The sequence below is a fragment of the Halobaculum roseum genome, from assembly GCF_019880245.1.
Classification (GTDB): domain Archaea; phylum Halobacteriota; class Halobacteria; order Halobacteriales; family Haloferacaceae; genus Halobaculum; species Halobaculum roseum.
On sequence record NZ_CP082286.1, the window covers coordinates 693,657 to 711,053 of the forward strand.

Here is a 17,397-nt window from a genome sequence, read left to right on the forward strand (position 1 = left end):
CATCACACAGCTACCAGCTCTCACTGTCCTGCTCGTGGGTGGCGGCATCATCTAAGTCTGTACTCAAACATGTATTACCTGCTCAGCGGCGTCGAACTGTATCTCCGTCGCGCTCGAGAATCTGCTTTGCGACTAGTCGATCAATTGCTTCATCGACGGTGTCTTTCTGGTCGTCCGAAAGTGCTCGCACATTCGCGAGAACTCTATTCCGAAGTACTTCGACGTTGTCGATCCCATCGTCAACAGCACCCAGAACGGTATATTCGACCTCGAACTCCGTCGCGAACTCTGCGATACGAGCGGTGAACTTGTTTGGGAGCCCCGACAGTGAGTTTACCGCTATCTCGATAGTGAACAGGGGATGCGAACGATCACGGATCTGCCGTGCTTCAGTCGTGCCGGTATTGAAGGGTCGCTGTTCGTCGATCTCAGTGAGGATTGATTCGTAGTCCAGCCCACGCTGGGCGTATTTCCGCATATCTTCGATGTCACGTCGACGGCCACTCGCTAGATCACCGCCGGAAACCGCTTTCAGCAGGAACATATCCTCATCCGAGAGGATGAACGCTGTTACCAAACTCCCGGTCCAGAACTCTTCGGCCCGGTCGCGCATCCGGTCGGTGATCCAGACTTTCCCGACGATCTGCTGTTCGAAGATATCGATTCGAAAACCGCGCTTGTCGTGATGCAGTTCGACGGTTTTTCCGACGCCCTCGAACGACTCCGTTGGTTCGTCGACAACCGTGAATCCCTGTGACGTGAGCGTCTGGTAGACGTGTTCGAACTCAGAAAGAACACCCACCGCAAGATCGATATCTTCGGTTTGGTCTTTCAACCCCCGGACCGTCATCGCAGATCCGCCGAGGAGATACACCGTCACGGACTCCGATAGCCAGGTATCGAACTCCTCGAGGAACTCTTTGACCGCCTCGCCACCTTTGAATACCGTCATACTACACCGTACTGCTCTTTGAGCGCCATAAATTCTGATTCACTTGGAAGGACGACAGGGATCTCGTCCGAGTCTTCGACCCCTTCCTGTGGTGCCTGGTACATCGCAGCGACCGTGGTTTCCAGATCGTACCACGTTGCCGTTTCTGTGAGCGTCTCCTGGTCGATATCTAACGCCTCGATCAACAACATTGCATAGCTAACCCGGCGGGAGCCGCTATCGAGGGCAAGCGTGTGACACACCACTTCGCCCGGTGTGAGTTCCTCGTCGGGCGCGTACCAGAACGCGGGCTCACCTGCAAGGAAGAATTGTAGCCCGTAATCCTCGAATCGACCAAGCCCGGTCACCTGCCAATCTGGTGCGTCTAGTAGCGCGTCTGTATCTTCAGTGGTCTGCACGCGGACGAGTGTTCGTTTCGGGTCGCACCACTCGATAGTCGCACTCGGCGCGATATCCCGGGCTCGCGATCGGTGCTCGTGGGTCACGACGGCCTGCGCGAACGCCAGCAGCGGTGCGAGGTCCTCACTTACCGCGTAATCGGGGCCGGACGGGGACAGCATTGCCCGGTTTTTGAGCGGCGACAGCGCCTTGTGAACGCCTTGTCGAGTAATCCCGAGTCGCTTTGCAATCTCGGATACTCGACGGGGTTCGTCGAGAAACCAGCACACTTTGAGGGCGGCGGGCGAGAGGAGGTCAGCCCATTCAACGTGATTGAGCTTCGACTGCAGCGTCCGGTACGCTTCAATGACCGGGTGGTCCGCGACACGGACTTTCCGCTGGTTGTTGGGCCTACGGCGTTCGATCAAGAGCCCCGCGTCCAGCAAGTCATCGAGCACCTCGTAGATGTGTGTCTGTGAATACCCGGTTTCAGTTGCGAGATCCACTGGCGTCGCTTCTCGGCCGGTACTCAGAGCGTCAATCACGGCGATTCCGGCCTTTGAAATCACTGTGTATACCCTAAACCCCATTCGTATATAAAGGCTTCTGGATTTAGGTTGACAATCGAGTTATTCCGGTACGATGTCTGCGAGTGCGTTCTCTAGAGACCCGTGGAATTGCCAACTCGCCCGCTTGAACGCCCCGCGGTCTGGATGTCGAGTTCTTCACCGGATTCGTCCACTTCCCAATTCAGGGTCCCGAAGCAATGTACTTCGCAGAGTTGGCGGACTGCCTGTGCATCGATTACGATTGCGCCGGTCGATGTCGTCCAACGTATACCGTCGTCATTCAAATCCGGTGCGTTGGCACGCTCATCGACGTCGGTCTTCAGTTCATTGCCCGGTTCGTCCATCATCTCCCACAGCAGGCCGACCACAGAACGGGTGCCAAACGACACGCCTCGTACGTGTCGTTCATCCCGTCTCGTCTATTACTCTATCTCGGATATCTGTGACCCATCCAAAGAAATAATAGAAGAAGCCGCGTATCGGTGAGTATGACTGACCGTGGACTCGACTCGTGGACTGACGACCTCACTGCACGAGAGCGTGTACGAGAGATCGCGACGACGATCACCGAACCGCGATCTGTCGACTGGGTCCGTGAAGAAGCGCAGGTGTCGTCGTGGCAAACTGCGAAAGACGAGCTGGAGATGCTGGTCGACTTCGGGCAAGTACAGGCTGTTGAAGGCGACGACGGAAACAGGAAGTACGCGCCGAACTACCAGCGTCGCTACTTCGACGAGGTGGCCGAGTTGATCAACACGCACACGCGAGCAGAACTTCGTGATGAGATCGCCTCCATTCAGGCAGACATCGACGAGTGGAAGAGCCGATTCGATGTCGAATCCTGGGATGAATTAGAAGCGACGCTCACTGATGACGCCCTCGACAGTGAGGGGATTCGAGAGCGCAACCGCATACTACGCCAGTGGGAACGATACGAGGACAACAAGCGTCTCCTCAAACATGCGCTTGAACTCTACGACGACGCCCGGGAGCTTCACCCGGGCCGGAACGATTCATCGAACGCTTCGACCCCAGTCTCGCAGTAAGATCGCTTAATGATCTTTCTCGCAAACCGCGCGAATCTCGACGCCCGAAGACTACTCAATCGAATTCACAACCAACTACAGACACAGGTTTCGAACGATACCTCTCCAGTTGAGCAGGTGTGGTATCATACGTCTACTGGGAACAAAATCGGGGTCCGGGCGACAGTCACACCAGACCGATTTCTCGGCACCTCATACCCTGTGGATGAAGCGGAATTGCAGGTCTCGTTTGACGTTCCGAAGACCCACCCATACGACTTCTACGTGATCCAGTGGATCGAATCGGATCGGGACCTCATGCTCGGATGGCATCAAGACGAGACGCATATGGATCTCGGTGAGTGCCACCTCCAAATCGATCACCAGGGTGAAACCGTACAGCGGGAGACAGCCGAGTTTCTCGATGCACATCCGTTGAACGTGTTTGACCGGCGAATCGATGATCTCGTGGATGTTCTCGATGTGGTGACGTGGGAAGACGGCGTCCCTCACCTCCCGAACGAAGCAGTCCGTTGACATCCTCCCCGCGCTGAAGCGCGAGGATTCCCACGTTGGGATATTGTGGTTTACGACGTGACCTGCTTTCGCGGTGCGAAGCATCCGCTCTCTTGGTCGAACAGGTACGTCGATGGCTGTGCCAACCAGCCGTTACTCCTATCCTCTGACCGAGGACTTGGAGATACTTTCTGCCGGATGTTCTCAGCAGCGTTCACGTCCGCGTTCGCCACCGCGTCGCACTCGTCGCACACGTACAACCCGCGCTCCACACGGTTCGCGTCCCGCTTCTTCCCACAGGACGAACACGACTTCGACGTATCACGCTCGGACACCAGTTCGACCGTGATGCCTTCCATCTCGGCTTTGTACTCAAACATCGAGGTGAAGCGGTCGAACGCCCACGAGTGCAAGTCGAGATTCCCGTGCGTTCCCCAGTCTTTCGACTTGTCGTTCCCCTCGTCTTCGCGGATACCAGAAAGGTCGCCCACCACGACCGTTCCAACACCTTCCTCAACACACCGCTGGACGATATGCCTGGAGAGCGTGTGGAAGTAGTGGGTTCGACGCTCCGACTTCTTCTGGTTCAACCGCGAAGCTTGGCGGGAATCAGGGTCGTCACACTGGGCGAGACGCTTGCTGAAGTAGTAGTCGTCCTGCTTCAGACAGTTCAACGGGTACAGTTCGCCGTGACCGTTTTCGTAGGCGAGCGCGGCAAAGTTGTTGATCCCGAGATCAACACCCATCGTCTTTTCACCGGGAGCTTCAGCGACGTCAATCTCGATCCTGCAGACGAACTGTAGTCCCCACTCGTCACCAGTCCAGACTGCCCGAACCTGTTGGACGCTCTCCACGGCGGAGAGGTCAACGTCCGGGCGGATCTGGTACTCGCAGAGAGTGAAGTCCGACCAATACTCCTTGAGACTCGATCCTTTGGAGAGTCGGACTCTCTCATACTCGGTGTCGAGTTTGAAGCCAGCGGTCTTGAACGTGACCGTGCTTCGCGGGTGGTCGTCGCCGTGTTTGCGGTACTTCGGCGGGTTCGCTCTCGTGTCCCCGTTGCGTCGTTTACCGTACCAGCCGTTGAACGCTTCAGCGAGTTCCTGAAGGACTCGCTGACTTGACTGAGAATGCAGGTCATCATAGCGTTCGTGCGACTTCAGGTACGAGGTGAGTTCGTTGTGACCAGGGATGTGGCCGATTTCAGCCCATACGCGGTCACAAACCCACCGTCCGACATTCCAGAGTTTCGAGGCGGCGACTCCGAGCGAATTGAGGTCGTCGGACACCTGTTCTTGGTTCCGTATGGAAGCAGTGTAGGTGCGGGTGACGACCTGTTTCGCCATACGTAACCTGTGTCGGCAGTATTACTTGAAGATATTGATCACGAAACGAGGAATATCCATCAGTCTATCGGGGGGGTGAAGTCGTAGAATATTGTTGGATTCATCCCCGCCCTGAAGAGCGGGGCTTTCTCCTCATATTTCCGTATTCGTCCCACAAGACAGCCCGCCGATGCTGACACCCAGTAAGTGACGCATGGAACGTCTGCGTCTTGAACCCGTCGGGCTGCCCTCGGCCTGAAATCCTAACGCTCGGGATTCCCACGACTGTAGGCGTGGGAGAAGGTCAAGATGTAAAACCGAGACGAGTCGCCGAAATCATTGTACGCAATGCATACATTGCGAATAGTATGGGAACGATCTCGGCACGCGTGCCCGATGAATTGGAAGCAGAACTCGAGGCATACCTCGAAGACGAAAACCTCGACCGAAGTACGGCTGTTCGAAAGCTTCTCTCGGAGGGGCTTGCTGAGTGGCAGCGCCAACGAGCACTCGACCAACTTGCAGCTGGAACCACCTCGTTCGGTAAAGCGGCCGAGCTGGCGGGGATGTCCGTCTGGGACTTTGCACAGCTCGCCAACGAACACGATATCACCTGGGTGGCCGACGAGCATCTCGACTCGGACCTCGAGGCGCTGTGAATGTGGGTCTTCGACGCAACGCCCCTCAGCTACCTCGCGAAAGTCGATCGACTCACGCTCGTACAGCACCTCGAGGTGTCGTGTGGCATCCCCGAACCAGTCTACGTGGTGTATAGTCTATAGTGGGGGAGAGCAAGCAGCCACGTATCACTCGATTCGTCAGTAACGTTCGCACCAAGTTGTTTCGAAGAAGTTAGTCTATTACTGTACTGAGACACCAGGTGCGGGTACAGGGAGGTGGGCGAACCAGTTCCCACCATTGGGGAGGAGAGCAACACCTTTTGTGTTGGAGCCTGTAACAACGGTTGATGCCGGGGGACGACGATGACGAGGCAACGCAGGTACTCGACGTCCGCGAGCGGTTTCCCGAAAACGCGACGTACGTGCAGATCAGTGCGTACCACGTCCCCCGCTCAGACCGCTACCCCGACGGCGTCAAGTATTCGATGCAGTACGGGCACACGAACGCTCCTGACGGCGAAGATGGCACGATCATCCGGTACGACAACTTTCCGGATCATCCTGGCGCACCGGTCCATCACAAACATACAGAGGACGGAGAGATCGAGTCGATCGCGTTCGACGGCCTGCGCGAACTCTACCGCGAGTTCAAACACGAGGTGAGAGAAAATGACGAACCCTGGGACTGACCCCGAAGAGACGACCGAGAACCGCATCATGCACATCCGGTTCGCCACGGGCAATGCTGACCGCGTCGAGGAGGCGCTGGCGGCACTCGACCGTGGTGATGAGCCGGTTCCCTACCTCGAGCGCGTCTACCGTGACGTCGACAACCTCCACCGGGTGACGCGACCGAAGAATCTGGAGCTCCTCCGCGTCCTCGCGAGCGAACAACCGGAGAGCATCCGGGAGACAGCGCGCCTCGTCGACCGTGATGTCCGGCAGGTTCACCGGAACCTGGAAGAGCTGGAGGAGCTGGACCTGATCAGTTTCGAGAGCGAGGGACCGGGGAAGCCGAAGCGGCCGCACGTGTGGTACGACGAGATCGCCGTCGAACTCCCGCTGACCGCCGGCGACGGAGCGAACGAAGACTCTGTCGAGGCGTAGGCTACGCCGGCGGCCGCCAGTCGTCGAGTTCATCGAGCGTGCAGTCCATGCACAGCCGGTACTCGGTCAACTACCCCACCCTAAACGCCTTCGGCGTTTTGAGGGTGGGGCTTGTCCGTGAACTCGGCGTCGAACCCTTTCGGGTGGGCGGTGAATCCGCCACTCGGCGTCACTGTTCCAGACTTCAGGGCGAGCTGACTGTCGCCCGTCCGCCGAGACGACTGTTGACCTCGACGGACATACCGCATCCCGATGTTCTTTGCCGCGTTGTAATCCGCGTTCGCCTCTGACTCGCACTTCACGCAACGGAAGTCAGTGCGAGTCGGGCGATTCTCGTCTACTGTGAACCCACACTCGGCGCACCGTTTCGACGTGTACGCTGACCCAACTTGCTTCACCGAGATGCCATCTGCCTCGGCTTTGTACTCTACTTGCTCGTACAGCGTTCGGAACGCCCATTTGTGCCCCCACGACGCGCCTGTCCGGTCGCGGATGTCGGTCAAGTCCTCGAACGCGATCACGTCACACTCGTATCGGAGTGCTTCATCCACGATCGCGTTCGACGCTCGGTGGAGTACGTCGCGGACGTATCGAAGCGCACGTCCACTCGACTGTTCGAGTGTTCGGTGGGCGCTCCGAGTGCCGGTCTGTTGAAGTCCTGCACGCACGTTCTCGAACTCGCGGAGGGTATGAGAGAGTTCGCGTCCATTGATGAATCGGGCGGTGCTAGTGACGGCGAGGTTTTCGATACCGAGGTCAACCCCGAGAACCGTTCCGTCCTCGGCGGTGTTTCGCTCGGTGTCGGTCTTGGGTCGGCGAAACCCCATATGCAGGAAGTAGTCGCCGTCGCGAGTTGTGAGCGTGCTTTCTGTTGGCTCCCACTCGTCGGAGTCGAGATACTGCCGTTGGTAGCCGTCGTCGGCATCGGGAAGGGCAAGCCGACACCGGATGCGACTCTCCGTTGTGGAGAGGGACACCGTATCGTCGTCAAATAGTGTCATTGTCCGGGTGTCGTACTTCACCGTAGGCGCTGTGAAGGTCGGCTTGCTCACGTTCTTGCCGTTGGAGCGGCGTTCGAGACAGCCGGTGATGGCTTGGGCGGCTTGGTGGGTGGCAAGAATCGCGTGCTGACTCCCGAGGTCGGTCTGGTCGCGCACGTCGTCGTAGGCGAGAGGCTGTACGTCGCTTTTCGCGTTACACTTGCCCCACGCCATGTCCGTGGCGAGTTGGCAACCACGCTTCCACTCGGAGATGGTTTCCTCAAGCAACGCTCGTTGCCTGCCGTTTACCGAGAGGCGGGTGATTGCCGTCCGACGCACGTAGTCGTCTGCCACAATTCAATGTATGTACGTACCTACTTATAGAATAGTGTCTGTACTCGATACGAACGCGCTCCTCCCCTCCCTACTCACTCGCTCCGCTCGCTCCTTGAGGAAGGGGACTCCGCGCTACCGCTTCAGTTGAAATACGAAACCGACGGAAACGATGAGCCAACCGATGTACAACCGATATACTGACTTCGAAGAACTGCAGCCGACCGGCGAGGCGTCCCACATTCCGGACACGAGGCTGGACGACGGCTGTGACCGCGGCGGGTGCATGTCAGGGCAGTGGTCCGGTCCCACGCCGCGGCCGATCCCACAGACACACCCCCAGGGGATTGTTAGCAGGAAAATACGACCCAACACCCACGGCACCAGTTTTCGCATGCTCGATACACTCACGGTAACACTCTCAACGGCGAGCCGTTCGAAGATCCGGTGACGACAAGCACCGCGGGGAAGACGGTGACCTGGCTGCTACACTGTGGAGTATCGCAAACCGAGAAGGGCAACCAGACCAATACTCAGTAGCCCAGTCAGTGACCCAAATCCAGGGACCGACGTGGAAGTCGATTCTGTAGCCGTCGGGCTTCCAGACGTGCTTTCGGGAGGTGTTTCCGTCCGCTCTTCGGTGGTACTCGTCGACGTAGTCGTATCCGGCGGCCAGCCCTCAACTCGGACCTGTGTATCAAGCTCCCTGTCTTGGGCCGAGGCACCGGTATCTGACGTAGTTGTGTACAGCGTATCGATATCCGAGTCATGGATCCCGTTCTCGTTTCGATCCCACATGGTTAGCACGTACACCTGACCCGAATCATCGACGGCATCTTCATTAACGTAAATTGTCCGTTGGACTGTCTCGTGTTCGGGAACACTGGCAGTCTGCGCTTCCCCGTCGATGTAAAGTAGTACCAGTCCCGGTTCGGGCAGCCGAAGTGTTGATGTAACCGCAATGTCCCCTTCGTGAGGTCCTGAGGTTACCAATCGCGCAGATGTATTGTACATCTTCGGCTGCTGACCGATGAGTACTGTTCGTTCGGTCAGGACGGTTCCGTCCTTGACAACGACAATATCGACGGTATCGTTGGCATCTGCGTCGGGGAGTGACAGCCTCGTGTTGAATTCGCTCTCCCCAAAGCCAGCGGTCGAGTTGTTAGCATTGTACGTTTCGACGTCTCGGGTAACGAGCGTGGAACCGTCCGATATACTGGCTCGAACTGTCAGGCTCGTATTTGGCAAGAACGGCGTGGCACCGACAATTTGCAGATCGGTGACGGCAGACTCAGATACCGTGGGTGTTCTGTACCCATCGATTGTTGTGTCGTTGCTCGGCGTTTCTAGACTGGTTCCGATCCCCTCGAATCTCGAGGAACCGGTCAGTACGCGTGTGTCGTTCTCAGTCGGGATCTCGAGGATGACCTGAATTTCTCGGTGTTCGAGTGTCTGCCTGATCGAGTCGCCGTCTGTCCGGTCGACAACCGAGACGGTAGATGTGTCGATTAGCAATGAGAACGTGTCTGTGTCGTCCTCGTGGAGGACTTTCACGTTACTCCGATTCAGATTAAGCTTCGACGGGAGTTGGCTTGTGCCGTGATTTACACCGTGAATGGTGAAATTGGTATCAGTCGCTTCGAGCAAATTGAAGAATCGGTCCGTTGAATTCGTCCCGTCCGTGGCTGCGTATTCAGTAGCGACACGTTCGGATTCGAACTGGAGCGCAAGGAGATCTCCCGGAGCGAGGAATTGAGGGGAGCGAACGTGACCAGCGTCGCGTGCGTCAGCTAGCCCGTCAGAGTCGTCGATCGATTCGTACAACTGCGCCGGACCACGGAGGACTGTAATATTCCCGTCCGAATTTTCTACCTCTTCATGGGGTAAGGCTTGCTCGGGTGAATCGGGTGAGACCACCGCTGCTCCGGATGCTGACGAAGCTACGACAACGAATAGTAGCGCAAGTTGGAGGGCTCGTGCTCGGACCATGCGTCCAGAATTGATTGTTCCGGCAAGTGTCTTGCGTAGGCTAAAAGAACAACTAATTAATCGCTTCCAGGAATGCCTCCAACGACACTCCCGGAGGGAGAGACACCAACGCTCCCGTCGGAACGTGGATCACGGGCGTCACGGAGGATATGTGCTCGACGCCGACCCGTCGAGCCCACGGTTGGGGCTACACGGTCCGCGCACTTCCGTTGTACTCCTGCGCGCTCACGTCCTCCAAGTCGAACCGTGTCATCCCCGCGCCGGTCGCCGCATCCGCCTGTAGGTCCGTGTGTTCGACTCGCAGTTCCTTCCTATCGGCCAATTCAGAGCCTATCACTGGAGTGAGACAGCACGGCCCAAAACCACTTCTGAGCCGTCTCCGAGAAATTCACGAATGCCACGACGAGTGTCTTGGGACGGACGAGACAGGTCTTCAGGCGCTGGATGAAGACAGATCCGGGCGCGGCATCTCTTCGATGTCGCGGATGCGGTCTGTCTTCTCGACGGACTGGTACTGTCGTTTCCAGGCGTTTTCTGGGAACAGACCGTTCTTGTCGAACAGTTTGCGAGCTGGCTCAGTAAGTCGGTAGAACTTGAAGGGGTAGCCTCTGACACGGTTCCCTACTTCGAGTTCCACTTCCTCAACTACCCCCACATCCATCAGCGTCTTCAGATGCCGACGGATCGCGTCGTCACTTAGTGGAGGATTCATATAATCCAGTTCCTCCACAGTGGGGAGTCCGTTCGGATGGCCGACAATGTCCGCAAGGATGTCGGCCCGCTTCGAATCGGTGGCTTTCTGCAGTGCCCTCCATGTATTGAACTCCTCAGTATCCTCAGTAGGGGGGTCATCAGCCTGGGGCGGGACGTGGCTCATATCCGTAGACATGTTCCCGACCAGCATAAACACTTGCATCAGAATGAGGTCGGTAGCACAAATACTATCACAACTAATTGGACGGAGATACCATAATTGAAGTGGTGAACGGACAGTGGACACCTATGGATAGTGGCGAACGATCGGGGGACGAAGACGATTGGGAGAGAGCACAGATCCCGGATGCAGACGAGATCATGGACGGGATTGAGAGTATCAGCCTGACGCCAACGGAGCACCAACGGATCAAGGACCTCCTCAACGGTGAACGCCTGAATCGAATCAAACGGTTCGACCGCCGATACCTCGTCGTCGGGGCGGGTGGGGATACAGCAGCAGCCGAGCGCCGGATGATCGTCTACGACCTGCTCGACGAGCGTACTGATCCCCCGGCTATTGCTACCCGTTTGGAAGACTTCGGCCTCACCCCGGAAGACATCCGTCTGTGGGGACGCGTCTTCGATATTCTCTGCGGGGAGGCGACGCACATTGTCGGAGTACTCGAGGATTTCGACGGCGGCTACGTCTGGGAACTAGGCCTGCTATTTGCACCGGAGTACCGCCAGAAGGTATGGATTCTCAAACGGGCATATGAGAGCGAACAGGAGGAACGCAGGCGATACGAGAACGGGATGGCAGCCTCACACGTCGAATTGCTTCTGACGGGAGAGCAGAGCGTTGAATGGGTAGATGTTGAAGACCTGAAGGCGGCGACGAACAAGATTCCATGAACTACCCTACCCTGCCGCTCGGCTGACGGCTCGCGCTTGAGAGTGGGGCTTCCTGCTTCGATGGCGCGCTTTGCAGATGAGGAAGTGTCTATAGGGAGTGCAGTCTCCACAGGCGTGTCTCCAGGTTATTCCTTCATCGCAAGCGAGAACCGAGGATACGTCTACCGGCTCTGTTGAACCCTCAGAAGATGACCAGAATGGTGTGCAAGATACAGTCGAAATACCGAACCCAAAGGGTATAGATGGGATGTCCTTACAATGGGTCAAAATGGCTAGAATTGATGCCACTATCGAGACGTTACAGGAGTACACTTTCGTTCTCAAAATCCTCTTGTTGGTTCTTAGTGCGGTTTCAATAATCGGAGGTTCAAACCTTCTTTCGACCAAACCTGTCTTGGGAGGGACTCTGATTTTTTCCGGTATTCTTCTCGACTTTGGTGTGTTGTTAATATATAAATGGGAGATTGAGACGGTTCAGGACGAGATAGAGGACACTCAGACGGAAATTAACCAAACCAAAAGTGAGGTGAACGCCACCAAGAATGAGATTGCCCAAACCAAGGAAGAAGTAAACGCTACAGGAGAGAAAGTAGAGGGAGTTCAGGACTCTATTTATGAGAAGTTCGGAAGATACCGAGGCAGGGACAGTCTGGAGGGTCGAACAAATGAGTTAGAGGAGCAGATCGAGGATGTTGAGGAGGAATTAGAAGAATTGAATGATACTCTGTTTTCCCTCAGTGGAAGATACAGAGGGCGAGATAGCATTGAAGAACGAATTGATGAACTCGAAGAGACGATTGAAAGTCTAAAAAGTGAACTGAACGACTGGGAGAAAGAAATGGGCGGAAAAGGACGCCGTTTCAAGCGCTTGTGATTTCATCACCGAAAGCAACGGTTCCCCCTGTGCGAAGACGTACCAATCCGTACAGTTGTGCAAATTGATTGAAGTTTATACCGCGGTAGAAGCGTGCCTCACCCTCGGCATGTACAAGAGATATATTCAGAAGAGTGGTATCAACATTGACGAGTGAAATAAGAGCCCTATATGAACTCTCGGTTGAACAAGTGACCTGAGGTTCAAGTTTAAACGGTGGATTTCACGAGCATGAATAAAACAATATTAATAATCGATTTGATCTTGGCTCTGCTCATTTCCTCGATCATTACGTCTGCTCTAGGTCCTGTATTTGAGTTGGGGTACACACAATGGATGGGTGCTGATGGGAGCGATTGGCCGTTACTAACCCGAATTGTATGGACACTGGTGGGACTCTTCTTGTATAACCTACCAAATCTGATGGCGGTGTTTTCAATCATTGAAATAATACGGGCAAAATATTGATCATTTGAACAAGTACTACCCAGATTCGCAGTTCCTTCCTATCGGCCAATTCAGATGCATATCACTGGAATGAAGGGGAGGAATGGCCTTCTGAATTCACCCTCTGCATCCTGCAACTCGTCGGTGTCTGATTTCGACTGGAAGTGACTCTATATCCCAATTCAGCGGTCGGCGCCCCCTCGGTAGCTCCCCTCACGAGTGGGTCACGTAGGCTTATTACGTACTATTGCAGTCTATTACACATGCCCATCAGCATCGACCACTTCGAGGACGATCCCCCGGACGTCCTCGATATCCAGGAGGGGACGCAACCGTATCGCATTCTTCAGTTCCTTGCCGAGAACAGCGAGCAGGCGTTCACGCAGACGGAGATTCACGAAGCGACAGACATCAATCGCGGGAGCGTTGGAGCTGCGCTGTCGCGCTTGGAGGACCGCGGCCTCGTCCGCCACCGCGGGCGGTACTGGGCCATCGCAGAGGATGACCGCCTCGCCTCGTACGCGGCGCAAATGAACGCCAGCTCTGTCTCGACGACTGACGATTCCTACGGGGATAAGGCCTGATCTCGGCGTCCTCCCAAAACTGGTCGGCTACGGTGACCAGTGAACTCGCGCTGTTCCCTTCGATGTGGCTCTGGTGAACTACCCCACCCTACCGCTCACCCGACGCCTCGCGCTTGAGAGTGGGGCTTCCTGCTTCCACGACGCGCTTTGCAGGTACGGACGTATCCACAGGGAACGCAGTCTCCACAGGTGTCTGATTGATGGAGTCGAACCTAAGTATGTGTAGACTCCACACATGCAAGAATGGCAGAAGAGAGAACCCGCGTCGATTTCAACGCTCCGACGTCCCTCGTCGAACGCGCAGACAGCGTCGTTGAGATCCTCGACATCTCTCGAACACGGCTCCTCATCGATGCCCTCGAGGACGAACTCGAAGAACTCGCAACCAACGAGGAGTTTCGGCGGCGGCTCAGCGACGCCTACTACGACGGCCGTATCGACTACGACACCGTCGAATCCGTCCTGGGCCGTGAGGAAGCGCTCCGAATGAAACTCCTGCGAGAATCGATCGACCGGGCGCCCCCTGAGCCCCAACTTGAAGATGGCCTGCCGAGCGACGATGCGTTCTACGATGACGATCTCCCAGAGTGGACGGACTCGCAGTCATCTGAATCGTCGGACGATGAGTCGCACGCCTGAGGATGTCGGAGAAAGCCGTTGCGGTTGTTGATACCAACTATTGGTGAACTACCCCACCCTACTCGCTCACCGCTGACGCGGTTCGCTCCTTGAGGGTAGGGCTTCCTGCTTCCACGACGCGCTTTGCAGATACGGACGTATCCACAGGGAGCGCAGTCTCCACAGGCATTGATTCGGAGTGAACCACCCCTACTTCTTCGAGACCGCGAGACAGAATATTCCATGCCGCATTCGCGTCCCTATCCGCCTCAAACCCACACGAAGGACACGAGTGTTCACGAACCCACAGCGGTTTGTCTGTCTTGACGCCGCAGGACGCACACTCTTTCGTCGTATCTTTCGGGTCAACTGCGGCGAAGTGCGTTCCTTCGCGTTCACACTTGTATTTGAGCATCCGAAGGAATGTCCCCCACGCCGCGCCTGCCCGGTTCCGCGAGTTGCCCGGCAGTTCGACCAGCCCCTTCGCGTCCAAGTCCTCGACCGCCACGAAGTCGTACTCGGTGGCGTAGTAGTTCGAGAGTTTGTGTAAGAAGTCTCGCCGCTTGTGCTTCAGGTCGGCGTGACGTTCGGCAACGACCTTCCGTTGTTTCTCCCAATTCGCAGAGCCGTGTTCCTTCCGCGAGAGGTTGCGTTGAGCGCGTTCCAACCGGTCGCGCTCGTCGCTGAAATCGGGACTTTCGATGGCGTATCCGTCGGTGTCGTGGGCGTACTTCAGGATACCAACGTCGATTCCAACGACTCGTTCGGGAGTCTCCGGTTTCCTGGGCGTTGCTTCGTCTACGTCGATACCGAACGTGGCATACCACTCCCCTGTCGGTTCCTGCTTGACCGTGACCTGTTTGATGGTCGCGTTCTCGGGGATGTCGCGGTGAAGGTGAATCGAAATCTCACCGATTTTACTCAACCACAACGTAGGCCGACCACTCGTATTCTTGAGTTTGAAGCCGGACTGGTTGTAGGTGAGCGACCGATACTCCCGAGGCGGTTTCCACTTGAGCATTCCCACGGCGCGTCCGTTCTCCTTCTGCGCTGTGAGCGTGGAGAGGTTGTCGTAAACGCGCTTGACGACCATCTGGAGGACTTTCGAGTGAACATCTCCGAGGTCGTCCCACCACGATTTGAGGTCGGGAAGCCGTCCCTGAACCTCGTAGCGAGCAGGAATGTCGTCTGCCTCGTTGAGCAGGTAGAGGATGTGGTTGTACAGTTGTCTACAAGTATCGACTTGGTGTAGAAGTGTCTCGGTGAGGGTGTCTGACGGGTCGAGTCGATACTTGTAGTTGTAGTGCATGGACTATTCGTTTGAGTCGGGTTCGGAGACTCGCACGACTTTCACGTCGGCTCCGCGCCAGCGTTTGGGGACAATGACGTGGGCACTGTTCCCCGACGGTTTTGCGGTTCCGTCGAGGACTTCTTGGCCTTCGATTTCAAACCTATCCATCACCGATGTATATACTATGGATAGACATAAAGGTAGCGGTGGGCCTGTGAGTCGAGCGGTGGACGTGTTTGAGAATCGTGCGGCGCTGTATCCCCTCCCTACTGCGCTACTCGGTCGCTTCGCTCCCTGCGTTGCTGCTTGAGGAAGGGGACTTAGCACCTAATTCCATTAAATCGTCATTGAGTTCCGTTCTACCCGTCCATCCGTTATCGTGACTGTGTCTTTCTCTTTCAGTCGCCTCACAACCTCCTGTACGTCCGCTGCAGGCCAGTGAAGTTCTTGTTGCAGGTCACCCACTGATTTCGGTTCGTCAAGCGCGTGCAGCATTTCGAGTTCCTCATAGACGCGCTCGGTGATCTCCGCAACGGGCTCGTGCAATGGCGTCGTTACATTGTGTTGCTCGGAAAGATCAGTCAGCGCCTCGTTCACGTACGTCACGAAGAGCTCTTGATTTAATAGATCAACCTGCGTTTTGAGTTCTGCTTCGACGACGTCGAACTCGAGCCCGGTCTGCATCAACGAAAACATATCCTCGATGTCGTTCACCCGACCGGCGACTGCTTTGAACAAGAAGATGTCTTCTGGACCTACGAGCTGGACCACCAGGTTACCTGGGTTGAGATACCGTTCGCTCCGCTCACGAATACCTTGAGAAAGAATCAGTTTGCCAATCACCTGCTGGTTGAATACGTCGATACGACACCCATCATCGTTCTCGAGGATTCGTTGGGCACCGAGTTCTTCATACTCTTCGTTCGGTTCCCTGACGATATCGTATCCCAGTTCGAGGAGCACCGCTTGGAGCTGACTCAGATCATTGCCAGAGGAGACGATGAGGTCGATGTCTTTTGTGGTTTCTTTGAGTTCACGAAACGCCATCGACCCTCCGCCAATCATGAAGACGGTGAGTGGGTTGTCCAGCTGCGTGCCGATACGCTCGAGTTCTGAGCGAATGTATGAGCGATCGAACCTCGCTCTCATACGGTCACCTCGTATTCGTCTGCCAGTTCCTGGAAGTCCTCCCACTCAGGTAGCCGGGACGTCCGCTGGTCACCGCTGGTGTCGAGATATGTGCATAGTTCCTCGACGGCGTCGTCGACGCCGTACGTGGCGGCTTGGGCCCGGAGTTTGTCGCGGTCGATGTCGACCTGACTGAGCAAGAGCAGGCAGTACGACTGCGCCCGTGTACCCGAATCGATCACGAGCATGTGACAGCACAATGTCTCCGGCGAGAGCTCATTCGTCGACTCCGAGTAGAAGTAGTATCGACGTTCACGTGCCAACAGCGGGAGGCCATATCGCTGGAATTGGTCTGGACCTGTCGGAAGGAACTGTTCCTGGGCGATCTCAGTCGTCGTCTGGACAAGGAATTCATCGAGAGACTCCCACAGAATGGTGTACGTGTGGGTCTGTTCTTCGACAGTGTTGCGGTGAGTGTGATGGGCCAACTCACGAGCGAGTACGCTCAGCTGTTCGAAGCCGTCATTCAGTACATACGCTCCGTCGTCAGTTTGGTAGACGATTCCGCGATGTTGAAGCGGGGCTAGTGCACGGTGGACGGTGCTTCTGTGGACGTCGGCATGGCATGCGAGGTCGGTCACGGTCCGTGGGATGTCGAGATAGTAGCACACACGGAGGGTTGCACCAGACAACAGTTCCGGCCAGTCAATGTGTGAATACTGCTGCGTGAGGTCCGTGAGTACCTCGAGTGCCTTTGCGTCCGACAGCCGGAGTTGCTTTGTTTTCCCCTTTCGGCGTGTCTCGACGAGACCAGCCCGTTCGAGCCGTTGAAGCAGTTCAGAGGTGTAGCTGAGACTTCGATCGAGATTCGTTGCGAGTTCAGAGAGCGTTTGCTCACCATGGAGAGCACTGAGGGCGCGAACTTCACCTGCTGTGAGCATGCTATTGCATACTAGCGAATCGATATATAAATCATTTCGGTATTTTGCAACACCGATGGACGCACTCGAGGGCGAAAAGATACCACTGAAAGTCCTCCGTTCAGAAAGCCCT

The 17,397-nt window shown here is 56.1% G+C and carries 20 protein-coding genes and 4 pseudogenes; 11 read left to right on the forward strand and 13 right to left on the reverse strand.

Translation table 11 applies throughout. The features are described from left to right. Nucleotides 1-82 precede the first annotated feature (82 nt). The 3 genes from K6T36_RS03540 to K6T36_RS03550 all read right to left on the reverse strand — a co-directional run bounded on the left by K6T36_RS03540 (nucleotide 83) and on the right by K6T36_RS03550 (nucleotide 2,267). Nucleotides 83-952, reverse strand: a complete 870-nt coding sequence (locus tag K6T36_RS03540) for a hypothetical protein (RefSeq protein ID WP_222922622.1) — start codon at nucleotides 950-952, stop codon at nucleotides 83-85. After that, a complete protein-coding gene (locus K6T36_RS03545; RefSeq protein WP_222608066.1) occupies nucleotides 949-1,899 on the reverse strand; it encodes a helix-turn-helix domain-containing protein in 951 nt (316 codons plus the stop codon). Before K6T36_RS03545 ends, K6T36_RS03540 begins: the two co-directional genes overlap by 4 nt. 92 nt (nucleotides 1,900-1,991) lie before the next feature. Beyond that, nucleotides 1,992-2,267, reverse strand: coding sequence for a hypothetical protein (locus tag K6T36_RS03550; protein ID WP_222608953.1), 276 nt, complete (start codon nucleotides 2,265-2,267; stop codon nucleotides 1,992-1,994). A gap of 120 nt (nucleotides 2,268-2,387) precedes the next feature. On the opposite strand from K6T36_RS03550, the gene K6T36_RS03555 reads away from it, so the two are divergent. Together K6T36_RS03555 and K6T36_RS18855 are read left to right on the forward strand one after the other, a co-directional pair. Next, on the forward strand, nucleotides 2,388-2,945 hold the full coding sequence (locus K6T36_RS03555) for a DUF7342 family protein (protein WP_222922623.1): 558 nt from the start codon (nucleotides 2,388-2,390) through the stop codon (nucleotides 2,943-2,945). 201 nt (nucleotides 2,946-3,146) lie between these two features. Next, nucleotides 3,147-3,461 carry a hypothetical protein gene (locus tag K6T36_RS18855; protein WP_225935174.1) on the forward strand — a complete coding sequence of 105 codons (315 nt, stop codon included), beginning with the start codon at nucleotides 3,147-3,149 and terminating at the stop codon, nucleotides 3,459-3,461. A 50-nt stretch (nucleotides 3,462-3,511) separates the two neighbouring features. Here K6T36_RS18855 and K6T36_RS03565 read toward each other — a convergent pair whose 3' ends face one another. Further along, nucleotides 3,512-4,786 (reverse strand): RNA-guided endonuclease InsQ/TnpB family protein, encoded by a 1,275-nt coding sequence (locus K6T36_RS03565; protein ID WP_222922625.1) that lies wholly within the window; start codon nucleotides 4,784-4,786, stop codon nucleotides 3,512-3,514. Nucleotides 4,787-5,133: 347 nt separating this feature from the next. On the opposite strand from K6T36_RS03565, the gene K6T36_RS03570 reads away from it, so the two are divergent. From K6T36_RS03570 to K6T36_RS03580, 4 genes and pseudogenes are all read left to right on the forward strand, one after another. After that, nucleotides 5,134-5,424 carry a UPF0175 family protein gene (locus K6T36_RS03570; RefSeq protein ID WP_222922626.1) on the forward strand — a complete coding sequence of 97 codons (291 nt, stop codon included), beginning with the start codon at nucleotides 5,134-5,136 and terminating at the stop codon, nucleotides 5,422-5,424. Beyond that, nucleotides 5,425-5,529: pseudogene (locus tag K6T36_RS19155) on the forward strand (PIN domain-containing protein); the annotation flags it as partial. It abuts the gene before it with no gap. A gap of 203 nt (nucleotides 5,530-5,732) precedes the next feature. Beyond that, complete coding sequence (locus K6T36_RS03575; RefSeq protein WP_222922627.1) at nucleotides 5,733-6,074, forward strand: toxin-antitoxin system TumE family protein; 342 nt, start codon at nucleotides 5,733-5,735, stop codon at nucleotides 6,072-6,074. Continuing rightward, complete coding sequence (locus K6T36_RS03580; protein WP_222922628.1) at nucleotides 6,055-6,492, forward strand: HVO_A0114 family putative DNA-binding protein; 438 nt, start codon at nucleotides 6,055-6,057, stop codon at nucleotides 6,490-6,492. Before K6T36_RS03575 ends, K6T36_RS03580 begins: the two co-directional genes overlap by 20 nt. Nucleotides 6,493-6,572: 80 nt before the next feature. Here the strand turns inward: K6T36_RS03580 and K6T36_RS03585 are convergent, their stop codons facing one another. Next, a complete protein-coding gene (locus K6T36_RS03585) occupies nucleotides 6,573-7,826 on the reverse strand; it encodes an RNA-guided endonuclease InsQ/TnpB family protein (protein ID WP_222922629.1) in 1,254 nt (417 codons plus the stop codon). Nucleotides 7,827-7,989: 163 nt separating this feature from the next. Here K6T36_RS03585 and K6T36_RS19240 point away from each other — a divergent pair. Beyond that, nucleotides 7,990-8,079: pseudogene (locus K6T36_RS19240) on the forward strand (biosurfactant protein 1); the annotation flags it as partial. A gap of 212 nt (nucleotides 8,080-8,291) precedes the next feature. Here K6T36_RS19240 and K6T36_RS03590 read toward each other — a convergent pair. Then, a complete protein-coding gene (locus tag K6T36_RS03590) occupies nucleotides 8,292-9,794 on the reverse strand; it encodes a hypothetical protein (protein ID WP_222922630.1) in 1,503 nt (500 codons plus the stop codon). 433 nt (nucleotides 9,795-10,227) lie between these two features. Further along, on the reverse strand, nucleotides 10,228-10,671 hold the full coding sequence (locus tag K6T36_RS03595; RefSeq protein WP_222608075.1) for an ArsR family transcriptional regulator: 444 nt from the start codon (nucleotides 10,669-10,671) through the stop codon (nucleotides 10,228-10,230). Between the two features lie 125 nt (nucleotides 10,672-10,796). Here K6T36_RS03595 and K6T36_RS18860 point away from each other — a divergent pair, with 125 nt between their 5' ends. Next, nucleotides 10,797-11,402 carry a DUF8170 family protein gene (locus tag K6T36_RS18860; RefSeq protein WP_225935175.1) on the forward strand — a complete coding sequence of 202 codons (606 nt, stop codon included), beginning with the start codon at nucleotides 10,797-10,799 and terminating at the stop codon, nucleotides 11,400-11,402. Between the two features lie 14 nt (nucleotides 11,403-11,416). Here the strand turns inward: K6T36_RS18860 and K6T36_RS19105 are convergent. Continuing rightward, nucleotides 11,417-11,518: pseudogene (locus K6T36_RS19105) on the reverse strand (RNA-guided endonuclease InsQ/TnpB family protein); the annotation flags it as partial. 86 nt (nucleotides 11,519-11,604) lie between these two features. Between K6T36_RS19105 and K6T36_RS03605 the strand changes: the two are divergent. Both K6T36_RS03605 and K6T36_RS03610 read left to right on the forward strand, forming a co-directional pair. Then, on the forward strand, nucleotides 11,605-12,276 hold the full coding sequence (locus tag K6T36_RS03605; RefSeq protein ID WP_222608076.1) for a coiled-coil domain-containing protein: 672 nt from the start codon (nucleotides 11,605-11,607) through the stop codon (nucleotides 12,274-12,276). A gap of 710 nt (nucleotides 12,277-12,986) precedes the next feature. Next, nucleotides 12,987-13,307: a helix-turn-helix transcriptional regulator gene (locus K6T36_RS03610; protein ID WP_222922631.1), complete on the forward strand. Its 321-nt coding sequence runs from the start codon at nucleotides 12,987-12,989 to the stop codon at nucleotides 13,305-13,307. A gap of 88 nt (nucleotides 13,308-13,395) precedes the next feature. Here K6T36_RS03610 and K6T36_RS19120 read toward each other — a convergent pair. Beyond that, nucleotides 13,396-13,500 (reverse strand): annotated as a pseudogene (locus tag K6T36_RS19120) (RNA-guided endonuclease InsQ/TnpB family protein); the annotation flags it as partial. 50 nt (nucleotides 13,501-13,550) lie between these two features. Here K6T36_RS19120 and K6T36_RS03615 point away from each other — a divergent pair. Continuing rightward, the gene (locus K6T36_RS03615; RefSeq protein ID WP_222922632.1) at nucleotides 13,551-13,946 is read left to right on the forward strand and encodes a hypothetical protein; all 396 of its coding nucleotides are present in this window, start codon (nucleotides 13,551-13,553) and stop codon (nucleotides 13,944-13,946) included. 58 nt (nucleotides 13,947-14,004) lie between these two features. Here K6T36_RS03615 and K6T36_RS03620 read toward each other — a convergent pair whose 3' ends face one another. The 4 genes from K6T36_RS03620 to K6T36_RS03635 form a co-directional block, all read right to left on the reverse strand. Beyond that, entirely contained in the window at nucleotides 14,005-15,234 is a 1,230-nt protein-coding gene (locus K6T36_RS03620) for an RNA-guided endonuclease InsQ/TnpB family protein (RefSeq protein WP_222608079.1), read from the reverse strand. Between the two features lie 3 nt (nucleotides 15,235-15,237). After that, nucleotides 15,238-15,384, reverse strand: a complete 147-nt coding sequence (locus K6T36_RS03625) for a DUF2080 family transposase-associated protein (protein ID WP_390182311.1) — start codon at nucleotides 15,382-15,384, stop codon at nucleotides 15,238-15,240. 168 nt (nucleotides 15,385-15,552) lie between these two features. Continuing rightward, nucleotides 15,553-16,365, reverse strand: a complete 813-nt coding sequence (locus tag K6T36_RS03630) for a DUF6036 family nucleotidyltransferase (RefSeq protein ID WP_222608081.1) — start codon at nucleotides 16,363-16,365, stop codon at nucleotides 15,553-15,555. Further along, nucleotides 16,362-17,285 (reverse strand): ArsR family transcriptional regulator, encoded by a 924-nt coding sequence (locus tag K6T36_RS03635; RefSeq protein ID WP_222608082.1) that lies wholly within the window; start codon nucleotides 17,283-17,285, stop codon nucleotides 16,362-16,364. Before K6T36_RS03635 ends, K6T36_RS03630 begins: the two co-directional genes overlap by 4 nt. Nucleotides 17,286-17,397: the final 112 nt, after the last annotated feature.

What these genes read in the sequence shown, in the direction of transcription:
- K6T36_RS03540 (WP_222922622.1), bottom strand. Translation starts at nt 952, where the DNA reads ATGACGGTATTCAAAGGTGGCGAGGCGGTCAAAGAGTTCCTCGAGGAG.
- K6T36_RS03555 (WP_222922623.1), top strand. Translation starts at nt 2,388, where the DNA reads ATGACTGACCGTGGACTCGACTCGTGGACTGACGACCTCACTGCACGA.
- K6T36_RS03565 (WP_222922625.1), bottom strand. Translation starts at nt 4,786, where the DNA reads ATGGCGAAACAGGTCGTCACCCGCACCTACACTGCTTCCATACGGAAC.
- K6T36_RS03570 (WP_222922626.1), top strand. Translation starts at nt 5,134, where the DNA reads ATGGGAACGATCTCGGCACGCGTGCCCGATGAATTGGAAGCAGAACTC.
- K6T36_RS03575 (WP_222922627.1), top strand. Translation starts at nt 5,733, where the DNA reads ATGCCGGGGGACGACGATGACGAGGCAACGCAGGTACTCGACGTCCGC.
- K6T36_RS03580 (WP_222922628.1), top strand. Translation starts at nt 6,055, where the DNA reads ATGACGAACCCTGGGACTGACCCCGAAGAGACGACCGAGAACCGCATC.
- K6T36_RS03590 (WP_222922630.1), bottom strand. Translation starts at nt 9,794, where the DNA reads ATGGTCCGAGCACGAGCCCTCCAACTTGCGCTACTATTCGTTGTCGTA.
- K6T36_RS03595 (WP_222608075.1), bottom strand. Translation starts at nt 10,671, where the DNA reads ATGAGCCACGTCCCGCCCCAGGCTGATGACCCCCCTACTGAGGATACT.
- K6T36_RS18860 (WP_225935175.1), top strand. Translation starts at nt 10,797, where the DNA reads ATGGATAGTGGCGAACGATCGGGGGACGAAGACGATTGGGAGAGAGCA.
- K6T36_RS03610 (WP_222922631.1), top strand. Translation starts at nt 12,987, where the DNA reads ATGCCCATCAGCATCGACCACTTCGAGGACGATCCCCCGGACGTCCTC.
- K6T36_RS03615 (WP_222922632.1), top strand. Translation starts at nt 13,551, where the DNA reads ATGGCAGAAGAGAGAACCCGCGTCGATTTCAACGCTCCGACGTCCCTC.
- K6T36_RS03620 (WP_222608079.1), bottom strand. Translation starts at nt 15,234, where the DNA reads ATGCACTACAACTACAAGTATCGACTCGACCCGTCAGACACCCTCACC.
- K6T36_RS03625 (WP_390182311.1), bottom strand. Translation starts at nt 15,384, where the DNA reads ATGGATAGGTTTGAAATCGAAGGCCAAGAAGTCCTCGACGGAACCGCA.
- K6T36_RS03630 (WP_222608081.1), bottom strand. Translation starts at nt 16,365, where the DNA reads ATGAGAGCGAGGTTCGATCGCTCATACATTCGCTCAGAACTCGAGCGT.
- K6T36_RS03635 (WP_222608082.1), bottom strand. Translation starts at nt 17,285, where the DNA reads ATGCTCACAGCAGGTGAAGTTCGCGCCCTCAGTGCTCTCCATGGTGAG.